This is a genomic window from Nocardioides sp. JQ2195 (assembly GCF_012272695.1).
Taxonomy (GTDB): domain Bacteria; phylum Actinomycetota; class Actinomycetes; order Propionibacteriales; family Nocardioidaceae; genus Nocardioides.
On the sequence record NZ_CP050902.1, the window covers coordinates 1,085,618 to 1,099,818 of the forward strand.

Below are 14,201 nucleotides of genomic sequence, written 5' to 3' on the forward strand. Positions count from 1 at the left end.
AGCGCGCCCCCGACAGCTCCAGCGTCGGGGGCGCGTCGTCGTCCTGGCCGTACGCCGGTGTGGAGTGCCCGACGTCTCGCCGCGGCGTGGTTGGTTGTCCGACGTCCCCCCGCCGCGCAGACTGCAGCCGTGAGCACTCCGAGCCATGCCGTCGCTCCGTGGCGACTGCTGCGGTTGCTCGGTCTGGGCAGGTCGCCGTTGTCACTGGCCGCGCCGCTGGTCCGGCCGCTGGTCCGGCACCGCCCCGCTGACGGGATCGCGCCGATCCGGGTGCGGTGTGCCGGGATCGACGTACCCCTCGAGGCGGGTGCCGTCGCGGAGGCGTTCGCGCACGCGTCCGATTGCCTCGTGGTCTTCGTCCCCGGCGTGGACGAGGACGAGACCGTCTGGCACCAGCACCTCGACCAGGTCGGCGGGACGTATGCGAGCAGGCTGTCGTCGCTGCTCGGTTGGACCCCGGTGCACCTGCTGGTGGCGACTGTGGAGGGCGAGGACTCGCGATCCCAGGGAGTCGCGGTCGCGGCCGCCCTGCAGCTGCTCGTCGATGCCTGGCCGGTCGACGTACGACGGATCGCCCTGGTCGGCCACGGCACGGGCGGGCTGGTGCTCAGGACCGCCTGCGCCCTGCAGGACCTGGCCGCTGGGCCGTGGCGGGACCGGGTCTCCGACGTGGTCCTGCTCGGGACACCGCACCTGGTGGTCCCGTCGGGTCGCAGCCTGGTGCCCGGCGGGCGCCTGGTCGACGAGGAGCTCGCCGGGATCGTCACCGAGGACCGGGTCGACGCCGGGCTGGACCCGCTGCCCGGTGCCCGTTACGTGGTGGTCACCGCACGGACCCGACTCCAGCAGAGTCGCGTCGGGGGAGTCGTCGGCGAGCTGTTCTGGTGGCGTCACCGCCTGCCGCTGCGTGCTCGTCGCGCGCGCTCACTGTTCCCCACCGCGACGCTGCACCACGTGCCCACGCACGAGGTCGGGCTGGCCAACCACCCCGACGTGCACCAAGCGCTGGTGACCTGGCTGGCGTGATCCGGCACTCATGGGGTTGCACCGAGCGGGGTTGTTGAGTGAACATGTGTGCACTGAATATCCTGGGAGGATCACGCGATGAACACGATCTCTGGACCCGGCGTCGTCGACGCGCTCGGGCTCCTGCCCGTCTACGGTGACGAGATCCTCCTGCGCACCGTGCGCGACACCCACCGGGCCTGGGCCGGGCGCACGTACGGCGTGCTCAACCGGGTCACCGGCAACCGCGCCCGGGGGCCCCAGCTGCTGCACGACGGCATCTCCAGTGCCGTCTACGGCTCCATCGGCGCCGGGCTCACGCTCACCTCGCACGCCCTGCGTGCTGCTGGCGCTGCCGGCGTGGGGCCGCGCCTCGAGCACAGCGCGCGCGGCCGCTTCGTCCGGTCTGCGCTCAACGGCCTCGTCGGGGATCGATTCGCACACGAGGGGTCGCGACTGGCGATCACCACGACCGTGCGCGACCACGGTCGAGACGTCCCGCTCGAGCCAGATCGACTCGCCGCCGTCTTCCCGGCGGCGGGGGAGAAGGTGGCCGTCCTGCTGCACGGGCTGTCGGAGAACGAGTCGTTCTGGGACCTGCACGGCGACGCCGTCGGGACGACGTACGCCGCGACACTCGTCGAGCTGGGCTGGACTCCGGTGCTGCTGCGTCTCAACACGGGTCGCTCGGTCCGGGAGAACGGCGTCGACGTGGCCGCGCTGATGCGCGACCTGGTGGCCGGCTGGCCGGTCGAACCCTCCCGCGTGGCACTGATCGGGCACTCCATGGGCGGCCTGGTCGCCCGAGCGGCCTGCGCCGTCGACCTCGGCGACGAGGACCCGTGGACCCGGCTGGTCAGTGACGTGGTCACGCTCGGCAGTCCCCACGCCGGCGCCCCACTGGCGATCGCGGTCGGCCACGGGAGCCGGCTGCTGGCCCACCTGCCGGAGACCTCGGCCTTCGGTCGGATCCTCGATCACCGTTCGGTCGGCATCGAGGACCTGGTCGACGGGCTCGGCCACGACGTCACGCCGCTGCCGACGGCCCGTTATCGCCTTGTCGCGGCCACCCTGACCGAGTCGGCGCGCCACCCGCTCGGGCACCTGATGGGTGATCTCCTCGTGCGGGTGCCCTCGGCACACGGTCGTTCACGCCGACAACCTGACCTGTTCCCCGACGCCGACGTGCTGCACGTGCCACGATCCGATCACTTCGGGCTGCTCAACCACCCCGATGTCCACACTGCCCTGAGGAGTTGGCTGCGATGAGGTGTTGGCTGCGATGAGTGCGGACCGTGAGCTGCGGGCCGAGACGATCATCGAGGCGCCCGTGGAGCGGGTGTGGGCGGTGCTGTCCGACCTGTCGCGGATGCCAGAGCTCAGCGACGAGACGGTGCGCATGCTGCCGCTGAAGGGCGGCGGGCTGCGGGTCGGGCAGTGGTACCTCGGCATCAATCGACGCAAGCTCGTGGTGTGGCCGACACGCAACGTCGTCGCCGCGCTCGAGCCCCGGCGGCTGCTCAGCTGGGACACCACCTCCAGCGGTGCTCGCTGGATCTATGAGCTCGAGGCGGACGGTGGGCGCACCCGGGTGGTGCACCGCCGTCCCGTGCTGGGACGCCTGACCGGTGTGAGCAGGCTGTTCGCACCCCTGGCCCTGGGTGGCACCGATGAGCACGCCGACGAGCTCGAGGCGGGCATGGCCCGGACCCTGGGGCGGCTCAAGGCAGCCGTCGAGGGCTGAGGTCCGGGTGCTCGGACGCCCCGGGAGCTGGAGACGGGCCGGGTCCGGCGGCGCCTGCGGAATCTGCTGTGGGCGAACAGGGGTGTCAGACGCGTGGATGTGTCGGTCAGGGCGGCTAGTGTCGCTCTCGTGAACCAGAATCAGAGCCAGACCAATGAGCCCCGGAGCGCCGTGGGTGTCGAAGCCAACGGCGGCGGCGCGTCCTACGGGCTGGACGACCACATCTACCAGCGGTTGCTGCGCGAGCGCATCGTGTTCCTCGGGTCCGAGGTCCGCGACCAGAACGCCAACGCGATCTGCGCCCAGCTGTTGCTGCTGTCGGCCGAAGACCCCGAGGCCGACATCTTCCTGCACATCAACAGCCCCGGCGGCTCCGTCGACGCCGGCATGGCGATCTACGACACGATGAACTACATCCCCAACGACGTGGCGACCGTGGGCATGGGCCTGGCTGCGTCGATGGGCCAGTTCCTGCTCTGTGCCGGCGCCAAGGGCAAGCGCTACGCGCTCCCGCACGCACGGATCATGATGCACCAGCCCTCCGGCGGCATCGGCGGCTCCGCCTCCGACATCAAGATCCAGGCCCAGCAGAGTCTTCTCCTGAAGAAGCAGCTCGGAGAGCTCATCGCGCTGCACACCGGCCGGACGGTCGAGGAGATCGAGCGCGACTCCGACCGCGACCGCTGGTTCACCCCCGAGCAGGCCCTCGAGTACGGCCTGATCGACCAGGTGATCACCAACGCCCGCGAGACCGCAGACTCCGGCCGCCCGGCCCACGGTAAGGACTGACATGAACTACTACATCCCGCAGTGGGAAGAGCGCACCTCCTACGGGGTCCGCCGGATCGACCCCTACGCCAAGCTGTTCGAGGACCGCATCATCTTCCTCGGCACGCCGATCAGCGACGACATCGCCAACGCAGTGATGGCGCAGCTGCTCTGCCTGGAGTCGATGGACCCCGACCGCGACATCTCGATCTACATCAACAGCCCCGGTGGTTCGTTCACCGCGTTGACCGCGATCTACGACACGATGCGCTTCATCAAGCCCGAGGTGCAGACCGTGTGCCTGGGCCAGGCCGCCTCGGCTGCCGCCGTGCTGCTCGCCGCCGGCGCTCCCGGGAAGCGACTCGCCCTCCCGAACAGCCGGATCCTGATCCACCAGCCCTACACCGAGGGTCAGGGTGGCCAGATCTCCGACCTGGAGATCCAGGCCAACGAGATCATCCGGATGCGCAAGATGCTGGAGACGATGATCGCCGAGCACACCGGCAAGGACGTCGACGACGTCAGCCGTGACATCGAGCGCGACAAGATCCTCACCGCCGATGCAGCCGTCGAGTACGGCCTCGTCGACGCGATCCTCGAGTCCCGCAAGGCGCTCCCGGCGCTCGCTTGATCCCGCGCGGACCCCGTGTCTGACCGCGCGAACCGGCGGGCACGGGGTACCGTCGAGAAGTTGATCTGCAGAGGAAGGAAGTCCGCCCGTGGCACGTATTGGTGACGGAGGCGACCTGCTGAAGTGCTCTTTCTGCGGAAAGAGCCAGAAGCAGGTCAAGAAGTTGATCGCCGGTCCGGGCGTCTACATCTGTGATGAGTGCATCGATCTCTGCAACGAGATCATCGAGGAGGAGCTCAGCGAGCGCTCCGACGTCGGCCTCGAGGAGCTGCCGAAGCCGAAGGAGATCTTCGACTTCCTCAACTCCTACGTGATCGGCCAGGAGCACGCCAAGAAGTCGCTGGCCGTGGCGGTCTACAACCACTACAAGCGCGTGCAGGCGGGCGCCAACGAGCCCACCAGCGGCAAGCACGCCAAGGACGAGACCGTCGAGGTCGCCAAGTCCAACATCTTGGTGATGGGCCCCACCGGGTGCGGCAAGACCTATCTGGCCCAGACCCTGGCCAGGATGCTCAACGTGCCCTTCGCGATTGCGGACGCCACCGCGCTCACCGAGGCGGGCTACGTCGGTGAAGACGTGGAGAACATCCTCCTCAAGCTGATCCAGGCTGCCGACTACGACGTCAAGAAGGCCGAGACCGGCATCATCTACATCGACGAGATCGACAAGGTGGCCCGCAAGTCGGAGAACCCGTCGATCACCCGTGATGTCTCCGGTGAGGGCGTGCAGCAGGCGTTGCTGAAGATCATCGAGGGCACGCAGGCCTCGGTGCCTCCGCAGGGCGGGCGCAAGCACCCGCACCAGGAGTTCATCCAGATCGACACCACCAACATCCTCTTCATCGTCGGCGGTGCCTTCGCCGGTCTCGACCACATCGTCGAGCAGCGGGTCGGCAAGAAGACGCTCGGCTTCACCGCCGACGTGCGTGGCCAGGCCGAGCGTGAGGCCGAGGACCTGATGGCGCAGGTGCGTCCCGAGGACCTCACCAAGTTCGGCCTGATCCCCGAGTTCATCGGTCGCCTGCCGCTGATCACCAGTGTCTCGAAGCTCGACCAGGACGCTCTGGTGCAGATCCTCACCGAGCCGCGCAACGCCCTGGTCAAGCAGTACCAGAAGCTCTTCGCCATCGACGGCGTGGAGCTGGAGTTCACCGAGGATGCCGTCGCCGCCATCGCCGATCGAGCGCTGGAGCGTGGCACGGGTGCCCGTGGTCTGCGCGCCATCATCGAGGAGGTGCTCCTCCACGTGATGTACGACGTCCCCTCGCGTGGTGACATCGCCAAGGTGGTGGTGAACCGTGAGGTCGTCGAGGACAACGTGAACCCGACGCTCATCCCACGCGAGGCCGAGCCGAAGAAGAAGAAGTCGGCCTGATCCCGCGGCCCGGACGCACGGGTTCGACGGGTTCGCCGGGCTCGGTGGAGCCAGCGGAGTGACTCCCAGCAGGGAGTGACGTCCGTCTGGGCCAGGTGGTTCCTAGTCCATTCGGATCATTTGCCTTGTACGATGCGGTGTTCTTCGCTCTCGGCAGTGACAATGGTGGGGTCCATACCCGCGGTCCGGAAAGTCGATGAGCTCCGAACACAAGAAGCCCCTGTTCGCCTTCGTGGTGATCACCATTGCCTGCTGCGTCTTCATGGGCTACACGGTGCGAGCCCAGGCGCTCGGCGACCTGATCCGTGGCGACCGCACCCCCGGCTCGCTCGTCGCCGAGATGCTGCGACTGGGTGACGAGGTGGCGCCCACCGAGTCGCGCGCCGCCGCGGGACGTCTGCCGGACAGCACTGCGCCAACGACGTCCGAGGCGCCGGCCGTGCCGTCCGAGAGTCCGACCGCGCACCCCGTGGCGCGCCCGGGCTTCGGCGAGAAGAAGGTGACCGAGGACGAGGCTCGCGTGGCGCAGGCTCGTCGGCACAGTGCGGAGATCAAGGCCGACGCGGTGCGGGCCATGCGCGATGCCACGGCGTACCGCGTTGACCACGACCGCTCAGGTGCTCACCGCGACTCGCACTCCCACGACCGTGGGCGGACCCACGGCCGCGAACACGCCCCGGGGCAGCAGCGTCGGATCGAGGCACACCGCGCGCACCGCCCGGCGCACGCGGACCGCGGTCACCACAGGGGACACCAGCGCGGTCACCACAAGGGGCACCAGCGCGGTCACCACAAGGGGCACCAGCGCGGCCACCACCGGGGACACCAGCGCGGCCACCACGGTCGTCGCTGAGCTGCTCGCGGCACGCCCACCGCTGGCAGGCCAGGTCCCGCCCGGGCTCATGCCCGCGGCGGATGTGGAGCTCGACGCGCCGGTCCCACCGCGTCAGGCGCTCGCACGCGCCACCGCGGCACGTCCCGACCCGGGGCCGAGCTCGGCGGCGCCGTTGCGGGAGCGTCCTCGGCCGGGGCTGAGGATCACTCAGCCGCCACGAGCTCAGCCTTCACGCTGACCTCCGTGGCGTCGTCCTCGGGAACCAGCACGAACTCGCCCGTCACCTTGCCGACGGCCGACAGGTCGGCCTGGGCCTTGCTGATCGCGTCGAGGGCCTCGGGCGGACCGGTGATCTCCACGCGGGAGACCTCGGTGCGCTGGCTGACCTTGGCGGTGGACTTGGCGCCGCGGATCCCGCCGAGGGCCGCGGCGACGTGGGTGAGCATGCCGCCGTGGGCGGCAGCGGCCGATCCCAGCTCCGTGGCCGAGGGCCAGGCCGAGGTGTGCACCGAACCGTCCTGCCACCACGACCACACCTCTTCGGTGACGTAGGGCAGGAACGGAGCCAGGAGACGCAGCTGGACGTGCAGGGCGCCGGCCAGGGTCGCCTTGGCCGACTCCGTGGCCGACCCGCCGTCCTCGTCGTAGGCACGCTCCTTGACCAGCTCGAGGTAGTCGTCGCAGAACTCCCAGAAGAACTTCTCAACGGTCTCGAGGGCGCTCGTGTAGTCGTAGGCGTCGAACGCCTCGGTCGCCTCGGTGACGACTCGGGCCAGTCGCCCCATCAGCGCGCAGTCGATCGGCGCCGAGATGGCCGGCGGGTTCAGCTCGGTGGCCCCGACGCTGCCGAGCACGAACTTCGATGCGTTGAGCACCTTCATCGCCAGTCGGCGACCGACCTTCATCTGGGTCTCGTCGAAGGGGGAGTCCAGGCCGGGGCGGGCCATGGCGGCCCGCCACCGGACCGCGTCGGCACCGAACTTGTCGAGGATCTGGGTCGGGACGACGACGTTGCCCTTGGACTTCGACATCTTCTTGCGGTCGGGGTCCATGATGAAGCCCGAGATCATGGCGTGCGACCACGGCACGACGCCGTTCTCGTGGTGCGAACGCACCACGCGGGAGAAGAGCCAGGTGCGGATGATGTCGTGTGCCTGGGTGCACAGGTCCATCGGGAAGACGCGCTCGAACAGGTCGTTGTCGGTCTCCCAGCCCCCGGCGATCTGCGGGGTCAGCGACGAGGTGGCCCAGGTGTCCATCACGTCGGGGTCGCCGATGAAGCCACCGGCCTGCCCGCGCTGCGCTTCGTCGTACCCCTGGGGGGCGTCGGTCGACGGATCGACCGGGAGCTGCTCCTCGGTGGGCAGCAACGGGTGGTCGTAGTCGGGCTCGCCGTCGGCGTCGAGGGCGTACCAGACCGGGAACGGGATGCCGAAGAACCGCTGCCGCGAGATCAGCCAGTCACCGTTGAGGCCACCGACCCAGTTGTCGTAGCGGTGCTTCATGTGGGCGGGGATCCAGGTGATCGCGTTTCCCTCGTCGACCAGCTCGTTGCGCAGGTCGGCGTCGCGACCTCCGTTGCGCAGGTACCACTGGCGGGTGGCCACGATCTCGAGCGGCTTGTCGCCCTTCTCGTAGAAGTTCGTCATCCGCTGCGTGGGCTTCGGGTCACCCTCCAGGTCGCCGGACTCCTTGAGCTTGGCGACCACGGCCTCGCGGGCACTGAAGGCGGTCTTGCCCTTGAGGTCCTCGTAGGCCGTGGCGGCCGGCTCGGCCGAGAGCCACTCCGGGGTCTCGCGCAGGAAGCGACCGTCGCGACCGATCAGGGTGCGCACCGGCAGCTGCAGCTCGCGCCACCACTGCACGTCGGTGAGGTCACCGAAGGTGCAGCACATCGCGATGCCGGCGCCCTTGTCGGGCTCGGCAGCCGCGTGCGCGAGCACCGGGATCTCCACGCCGAAGACGGGGGAGGTCACCGTGCTGCCGAACAGGTCGGCGTAGCGCTCGTCGTCGGGGTGGGCGATCAGCGCGACCACGGAGGGGATCAGCTCGGGACGGGTGGTCTCGATGTGGATGGTGGAGCCATCGGGCTTGTGGAACGCGACGCGGTGGTAGGCGCCGGCGTACTCGCGGGCCTCCAGCTCGGCCTGGGCGACCGCGGTCTGGAAGGTGACGTCCCACAGGGTGGGGGCTTCCTGGAGGTAGGCCTCACCACGGGCCAGGTTGCGCAGGAACGCGGTCTGGCTGACCTCCTGGGCCTTCGGGCCGATGGTGGTGTAGTCCTGCGACCAGTCGACCGAGACGCCCACGCGGCGCCACAGGTCCTCGAAGGCCTTCTCGTCCTCGACCACGAGCTTCTCGCAGAGCTCGACGAAGTTCGGCCGGCTGATCGGCACCTGCTTCTTGGGGTCGGGCTTGGCCGGCGGGGTGAAGTCGGCGTCGTAGGGCAGCGACGGGTCGCAGCGCACGCCGTAGTAGTTCTGCACGCGGCGCTCGGTCGGCAAACCGTTGTCGTCCCAACCCATCGGGTAGAACACGGTCTTGCCGGTCATCCGCTGGTAGCGGGCGATCAGGTCGGGGTGGGTGTAGGAGAAGACGTGGCCCACGTGCAGCGAGCCGGAGACGGTCGGCGGGGGAGTGTCGATGGAGTAGACGTTCTCCCGGGGCTGGGTGCGGTCGAAGGCGTAGGTGTCGTCCTCCTTCCACTGTGCCGACCACTTCTCCTCGAGACCCTCGAGCGCGGGCTTGTCCGGTACGACGACGGCGCGCGCGTCAGCGGGCGTCGTCTCGGACAGGTCGGCGTTCTTCGGAGTCTCAGTCATGGGCGGAATGTTACGTGTGTGAACAGGCCCGCCGCGAACCAGTTCCCACTGTGGCCGTACGGTGCCGCGCGCAAAACCCGGTGACGCGCCGACCGGCGATGTCTAGCGTGGGGCCATGGACCGTGCAGCAGCCACCGTGGAGTTCTTCACCGACCCCCGTCCCTTCCTCGCCGTGGCGGGGGAGCGGCTGGCGGCGGACCCGGTGGTGAGCACGGTGGTGGCGACCGTCGCCGGACGCCGGGCGCGCAGCCTGGACGCCGGTGGAGAGCCGGCCGACCCGGGCCATCCGCTGTGGTGGGCCGTGGTCCGGGACGCCGCGGGCACCGTGACGGGCTCGGCCATGCGCACTGCTCCGTTCCCGCCGTACCCGCTGTTCGTGCTGCCGATGCCCGAGGCCGGCGCCCGCGCGCTGGCCCGGGCACTGCACGCACGCGGGGAGTCCGTCGGTGGAGCCAACGGTGCGCTCCCTGCCGTGCAGCACGTCGCCGAGGAGACGGCCGGGCTCGCCGGCCACTGCGTCGACGTCGTCGAACGCACCCGGCTCTTCGAGCTCGGGGAGCTGGTCCCGCCGGCCCGTCCGCCTGCGGGCCGGCTGCGGCTGATGCGGACCGAGGAGTGCGAGCTGGCACTGGCCTGGTTCCGGGCGTTCCACGTGGAGGCCGACGAGCAGGCCGGCCGCGAGCCGGACCCGACCCAGGGTGAGCACGTCGGGCTCGACGACGTGCTCGAACGGATCGACGACGGCCGGATCTTCGCCTGGGTCGACGGTGACGATCGCCCGCTCCACCTGACCGGGATGAACCAGCCGGAGTACGGCGTCAACAGGATCGGCCCTGTGTTCACGCCCAGGGCGCACCGGGGCCAGGGGTACGCCAGTGCGGCCGTTGCCGAGGTCTCCCGGCTGATCACCGCCGACGGCACCCGCGCCTGCCTGTTCACCGACCAGGCCAATCCGGTGTCCAACGCGATCTACCAGCGCCTCGGCTATCGGCCGGTGGTCGACATGGCCAACATCGTGGTGGGGCCGCGACCGTCGGCGTGACGTCGTGGGCCGAGGGCCACGCCCGGTGAGGTCTCGGGGGCGCAGTCGGCTCGGACGGTGCGGACCGGGGCAACTAGACTCGGGCCGTCATGACTGAACCTTCCCCGCAGCCCCGTCCCGCCGAGACCTACGCGGAGGTCGAGGACGCGCTGCTGTCCCGCTGGCCCGAGTCCAGGCTCGAGCCGAGCCTCGATCGGATCGCTGCATTCACCGAGCTGCTCGGGGACCCGCAGCGGGCGTACCCGGTGATCCACCTGACCGGCACGAACGGCAAGACGTCGACGTCACGGATGATCGACTCGCTCCTGCGGGCGATGAACCTGCGCACCGGACGCTTCACCAGCCCGCACGTGGAGAAGATGAGTGAGCGCATCTCCGTCGACGGGGAGCCCCTCGACGACGAGACGTTCGTCCGGGCCTTCAACGACGTCGCACCGTTCACCCACCTCGTCGACGCCGACCAGCCGCACCCGCTCTCCTTCTTCGAGACCGTGGTCGGCATGGCGTTCAGCGCCTTCGCCGACGCTCCCGTCGATGCAGCGGTGATCGAGGTCGGCATGGGCGGATCGTGGGACGCGACGAACGTCGCCGACGGCAAGGTGGCGGTCGTGCTGCCCATCGCTGTCGACCACGCGAAGTACCTCGGCGAGAGCGTCACCGGCATCGCCCAGGAGAAGTCCGGCATCATCAAGGAAGGGGCGCAGGTGATCCTGGCCCAGCAGTCTCCCGAGGTCGCCGAGGTGCTGCTCGCCCGCGCCGTCGAGGTCGGGGCCACCATCGCCCGCGAGGGGCTGGAGTTCGGCGTGATCACTCGGGTGCCTGCCGTGGGTGGGCAGACGATCAGCCTGCAGGGCCTGCGTGGCCAGTACGACGACGTGTTCCTCCCGCTCTACGGTGCGCACCAGGCCCAGAACGCCGCGGTCGCGCTGGCTGCGGTCGAGGCGTTCGCCGGTGACGAACCCCTGGCCGAGGACCTCGTCCGCGAGGCATTCGCCTCGGTCACCTCGCCCGGCCGGCTGGAGATCATCCGTCGCAGTCCCACGGTGGTGCTGGATGCGGCGCACAACCCGGCAGGCGCCGAGGCGACCGCCGCCGCGCTCGAGGACTCCTTCGCGTTCGCGCCGCTGATCGGTGTGATGGGGGTGATGGCCGACAAGGACCACGAAGGAGTGCTGGTCGCCTTCGAGCCGCACCTGGCCCACATCGTGTGCACCCAGAACTCCACGGACCGGGCCATGTCGGCCGAGGCCCTGGCCGAGGCCGCCCGTGAGGTGTTCGGTGAGGACCGCGTCTCGGTCGCCCCGCGACTGGCGGACGCGATCGACCAGGCCGCCACGTTGGCCGAGGCCGGGGAGGCCATCAGCGACTCGTTCGGCTCCGGTGGCGTGCTGGTGACCGGATCGGTGGTCACCGTCGGAGAGGCACGTGCGATGTTGAAGGGGCGCGACCAGTGACCGACGAGAACGAGATCGGTCACGCCGGGGCCGGACAGTCCGAGCAGGAGCGCCCGACGGGCGACCCGAAGCGTTCCCCGCGACGCGGCATGTGCGCCGGCATCCTGACGCTCGAGGCGGTCGCCCTCGGTCTGACGACTCCGGTCCTGATCACGATCGCCGACGTCAGCGTCGGCACGGCACTGTGGATCGGTCTCGGGCTGGCCGTCCTGTGCATCGTCACCGCCGGGATGCTGCGCGCCGAATGGGCCTACGGGCTCGGCTGGGCGATCCAGGTCGCCGCCGTCGCTCTGGGATTCCTGGTGCCGGTGATGTTCTTCCTGGGTGGGCTCTTCGCGTTGCTCTGGGGCTCGGCCCACTTCCTCGGGCGCAAGATCGAGCGCGAGCGCGCCGCGGCGTACGCCGCCCACGACACATCTGACAGCGGAGGATTTCCTCCAGATGGTGCGTGAAATCCTCCATCGTCGTGCCGTCGCTGGACTCGTCGAACCCCCTCGCTAGGCTGTGTCGCGTGAGCGAACAGATCGAACGATCCCTGGTCCTGGTCAAGCCCGACGGCTACCGTCGCGGGCTCAGCGGTGAGGTGCTGCGCCGTGTCGAGGCGAAGGGCTACACGCCCGTCGCCCTTGCCGTGGTCACCCCCACGCGCGAGCAGCTGGCCGCGCACTACGCCGAGCACGAGGGCAAGCCGTTCTACGAGCCCCTGGTGGAGTTCATGTCCTCCGGACCGGTGACCGCGATGGTCATCGAGGGCCACCGCTGCATCGAGGGGTTCCGGTCTCTCGCCGGTGCCACCGAGCCGACCGGCGCCCTGCCTGGCACGATCCGCGGCGACCTCGGTCGCGACTGGGGACTGAAGGTGCAGCAGAACATCGTGCACGGCTCCGACTCGCCCGAGTCGTCGGCGCGCGAGATCAGCATCTGGTTCCCCGAGCTCTGATCCTTCGTCGTCGAGACCGGCTCATGGGCTGAGCCGGTCACGGACGCCGTCCGCGGGGATGATTAGGCCCGACAGCCCGGAGCCCAGGCCGACGCCCATGACCACCCCTCCGACCACGGCCGTTCCCGGCAGCACCCACGGAGTGCCGACCTGCTGGGCGGGCCAGAGCCACCCGTGGGACATCCCGTCGTGGTTGGCCCTGCGCACCGCCATGCGCTCACCCCGCGGAGGGGAGCGACGAGCGATCACGGACAGGACGACGTACGCGGGGAGCGCGGCGGCAGCGATGCGGAGACGACGGTCGGCCATGGTCCTGCTCCCTCCGTGGTGAGCCAGCACCTCGATGCCGGTCACCACCCGTGGTACCCCACCCGCGGCGATGCAGTCCGGGGCCGCGCCGCGACGACCGCGGGGACCGCCCCGAACCGCTTGCCGGAGACCTGTCACCGCGTGTCCTGCCGAGGAAGAAGCACGCCTGAACCTACGCTCGTTGCGGGCACGCTTCTGGAGTGGATGCGAGCCACTTCCCCCATCACTGCAACGAACAAGGGTTGGATCGATGGCCAACAGCCTCATCGGCCGGGACATGGCCGTGGACCTCGGGACCGCCAACACGCTGGTCTACGTCCGCGGCAAGGGTGTGCTGCTCGACGAACCCTCGGTCGTGGCCCTCAACGAGACGACCGACGAGATCCTTGCGGTGGGTCACGAGGCCAAGCGGATGATCGGTCGCACCCCCGACAACATCACCGCCATCCGCCCGCTCAAGGACGGCGTGATCGCCGACTTCGACGCCACCGAGCAGATGCTGCGGTTCTTCATCCAGCAGGTCCACCGGCGTCGCTACTTCGCCAAGCCACGGCTGGTCATCTGTGTGCCCAGCGGCATCACTGCGGTCGAGCAGCGCGCCGTCAAGGAGGCCGGCTACCAGGCCGGCGCCCGCCGGGTCTACATCGTCGAGGAGCCGATGGCGGCCGCGATCGGTGCCGGTCTCCCGGTGCACGAGGCCACCGGCAACATGGTCGTCGACGTGGGTGGAGGCACCACCGAGGTCGCGGTGATCTCGCTCGGGGGGATCGTCAACTCCCTGTCGATCCGCACCGCCGGTGACGACCTCGACCAGGCGATCATCGCCTGGATGAAGAAGGAGTACTCCCTCATGCTCGGGGAGCGCACCGCCGAGGAGATCAAGATGACCCTCGGCTCCGCCTTCCCGCTGCCGAAGGAACCCGAGGCAGAGGTGCGCGGGCGCGACATGATCAGTGGCCTGCCGCGCACCGTCGTGGTCTCCAGCGCCGAGGTCCGCCAGGCCCTCGAGGAGCCACTGCACAACATCGTCGACGCCGTGCGCACCACCCTCGACCAGACCCCACCGGAGCTCGCCGGCGACATCATGGACCGTGGCATCGTGCTCACCGGCGGTGGCGCCCTGCTCCGCGGCCTCGACGAGCGCATCCGGCACGAGACCGGGATGCCGGTCCACGTCGCCGAGGACCCGCTCAGCTCGGTGGCCCTCGGGGCCGGCAAGTGCGTCGAGGAGTTCGAGGCCCTGCAGCAGGTGCTCGTGACGGATCGTCGGCGGTAG

The 14,201-nt window shown here is 69.7% G+C and carries 14 protein-coding genes; 12 read left to right on the forward strand and 2 right to left on the reverse strand.

Annotation, left to right across the window (positions count from 1 at the left end; genetic code table 11):
• Positions 1–129: 129 nt before the first annotated feature.
• The 7 genes from ncot_RS05205 to ncot_RS05235 all read left to right on the forward strand — a co-directional run bounded on the left by ncot_RS05205 (position 130) and on the right by ncot_RS05235 (position 6,376).
• Positions 130–1,026, forward strand: a complete 897-nt coding sequence (locus tag ncot_RS05205) for a hypothetical protein (RefSeq protein WP_168616653.1) — start codon at positions 130–132, stop codon at positions 1,024–1,026.
• A 78-nt stretch (positions 1,027–1,104) separates the two neighbouring features.
• Positions 1,105–2,274: an alpha/beta hydrolase gene (locus ncot_RS05210; RefSeq protein WP_168616654.1), complete on the forward strand. Its 1,170-nt coding sequence runs from the start codon at positions 1,105–1,107 to the stop codon at positions 2,272–2,274.
• A 13-nt stretch (positions 2,275–2,287) separates the two neighbouring features.
• The gene (locus tag ncot_RS05215) at positions 2,288–2,749 is read left to right on the forward strand and encodes an SRPBCC family protein (RefSeq protein WP_168616655.1); all 462 of its coding nucleotides are present in this window, start codon (positions 2,288–2,290) and stop codon (positions 2,747–2,749) included.
• Positions 2,750–2,920: 171 nt separating this feature from the next.
• Positions 2,921–3,538, forward strand: coding sequence for an ATP-dependent Clp protease proteolytic subunit (locus ncot_RS05220; protein WP_168619175.1), 618 nt, complete (start codon positions 2,921–2,923; stop codon positions 3,536–3,538).
• A gap of 1 nt (position 3,539) precedes the next feature.
• A complete protein-coding gene (locus tag ncot_RS05225; RefSeq protein WP_057323325.1) occupies positions 3,540–4,148 on the forward strand; it encodes an ATP-dependent Clp protease proteolytic subunit in 609 nt (202 codons plus the stop codon).
• An 88-nt stretch (positions 4,149–4,236) separates the two neighbouring features.
• Positions 4,237–5,523, forward strand: a complete 1,287-nt coding sequence (gene clpX / locus ncot_RS05230) for an ATP-dependent Clp protease ATP-binding subunit ClpX (RefSeq protein WP_168616656.1) — start codon at positions 4,237–4,239, stop codon at positions 5,521–5,523.
• A gap of 196 nt (positions 5,524–5,719) precedes the next feature.
• Positions 5,720–6,376 carry a hypothetical protein gene (locus ncot_RS05235; protein ID WP_168616657.1) on the forward strand — a complete coding sequence of 219 codons (657 nt, stop codon included), beginning with the start codon at positions 5,720–5,722 and terminating at the stop codon, positions 6,374–6,376.
• A gap of 185 nt (positions 6,377–6,561) precedes the next feature.
• Here ncot_RS05235 and valS read toward each other — a convergent pair whose 3' ends face one another.
• Positions 6,562–9,180: a valine--tRNA ligase gene (gene valS, locus ncot_RS05240; protein WP_168616658.1), complete on the reverse strand. Its 2,619-nt coding sequence runs from the start codon at positions 9,178–9,180 to the stop codon at positions 6,562–6,564.
• Positions 9,181–9,295: 115 nt separating this feature from the next.
• Here valS and ncot_RS05245 point away from each other — a divergent pair, with 115 nt between their 5' ends.
• The 4 genes from ncot_RS05245 to ndk all read left to right on the forward strand — a co-directional run bounded on the left by ncot_RS05245 (position 9,296) and on the right by ndk (position 12,616).
• A complete protein-coding gene (locus tag ncot_RS05245) occupies positions 9,296–10,222 on the forward strand; it encodes a GNAT family N-acetyltransferase (protein ID WP_168616659.1) in 927 nt (308 codons plus the stop codon).
• A gap of 89 nt (positions 10,223–10,311) precedes the next feature.
• Entirely contained in the window at positions 10,312–11,676 is a 1,365-nt protein-coding gene (locus ncot_RS05250; RefSeq protein WP_168616660.1) for a folylpolyglutamate synthase/dihydrofolate synthase family protein, read from the forward strand.
• Positions 11,673–12,128, forward strand: a complete 456-nt coding sequence (locus ncot_RS05255) for a DUF4233 domain-containing protein (RefSeq protein WP_240938078.1) — start codon at positions 11,673–11,675, stop codon at positions 12,126–12,128. The genes ncot_RS05250 and ncot_RS05255 overlap by 4 nt, the downstream gene beginning before the upstream one ends.
• Before the next feature lie 59 nt (positions 12,129–12,187).
• Positions 12,188–12,616, forward strand: coding sequence for a nucleoside-diphosphate kinase (ndk, locus tag ncot_RS05260; protein ID WP_168616661.1), 429 nt, complete (start codon positions 12,188–12,190; stop codon positions 12,614–12,616).
• 21 nt (positions 12,617–12,637) lie between these two features.
• Here the strand turns inward: ndk and ncot_RS05265 are convergent, their stop codons facing one another.
• Complete coding sequence (locus tag ncot_RS05265) at positions 12,638–12,925, reverse strand: hypothetical protein (protein WP_168616662.1); 288 nt, start codon at positions 12,923–12,925, stop codon at positions 12,638–12,640.
• 250 nt (positions 12,926–13,175) lie between these two features.
• Here ncot_RS05265 and ncot_RS05270 point away from each other — a divergent pair, with 250 nt between their 5' ends.
• Positions 13,176–14,201, forward strand: coding sequence for a rod shape-determining protein (locus tag ncot_RS05270; RefSeq protein WP_168616663.1), 1,026 nt, complete (start codon positions 13,176–13,178; stop codon positions 14,199–14,201).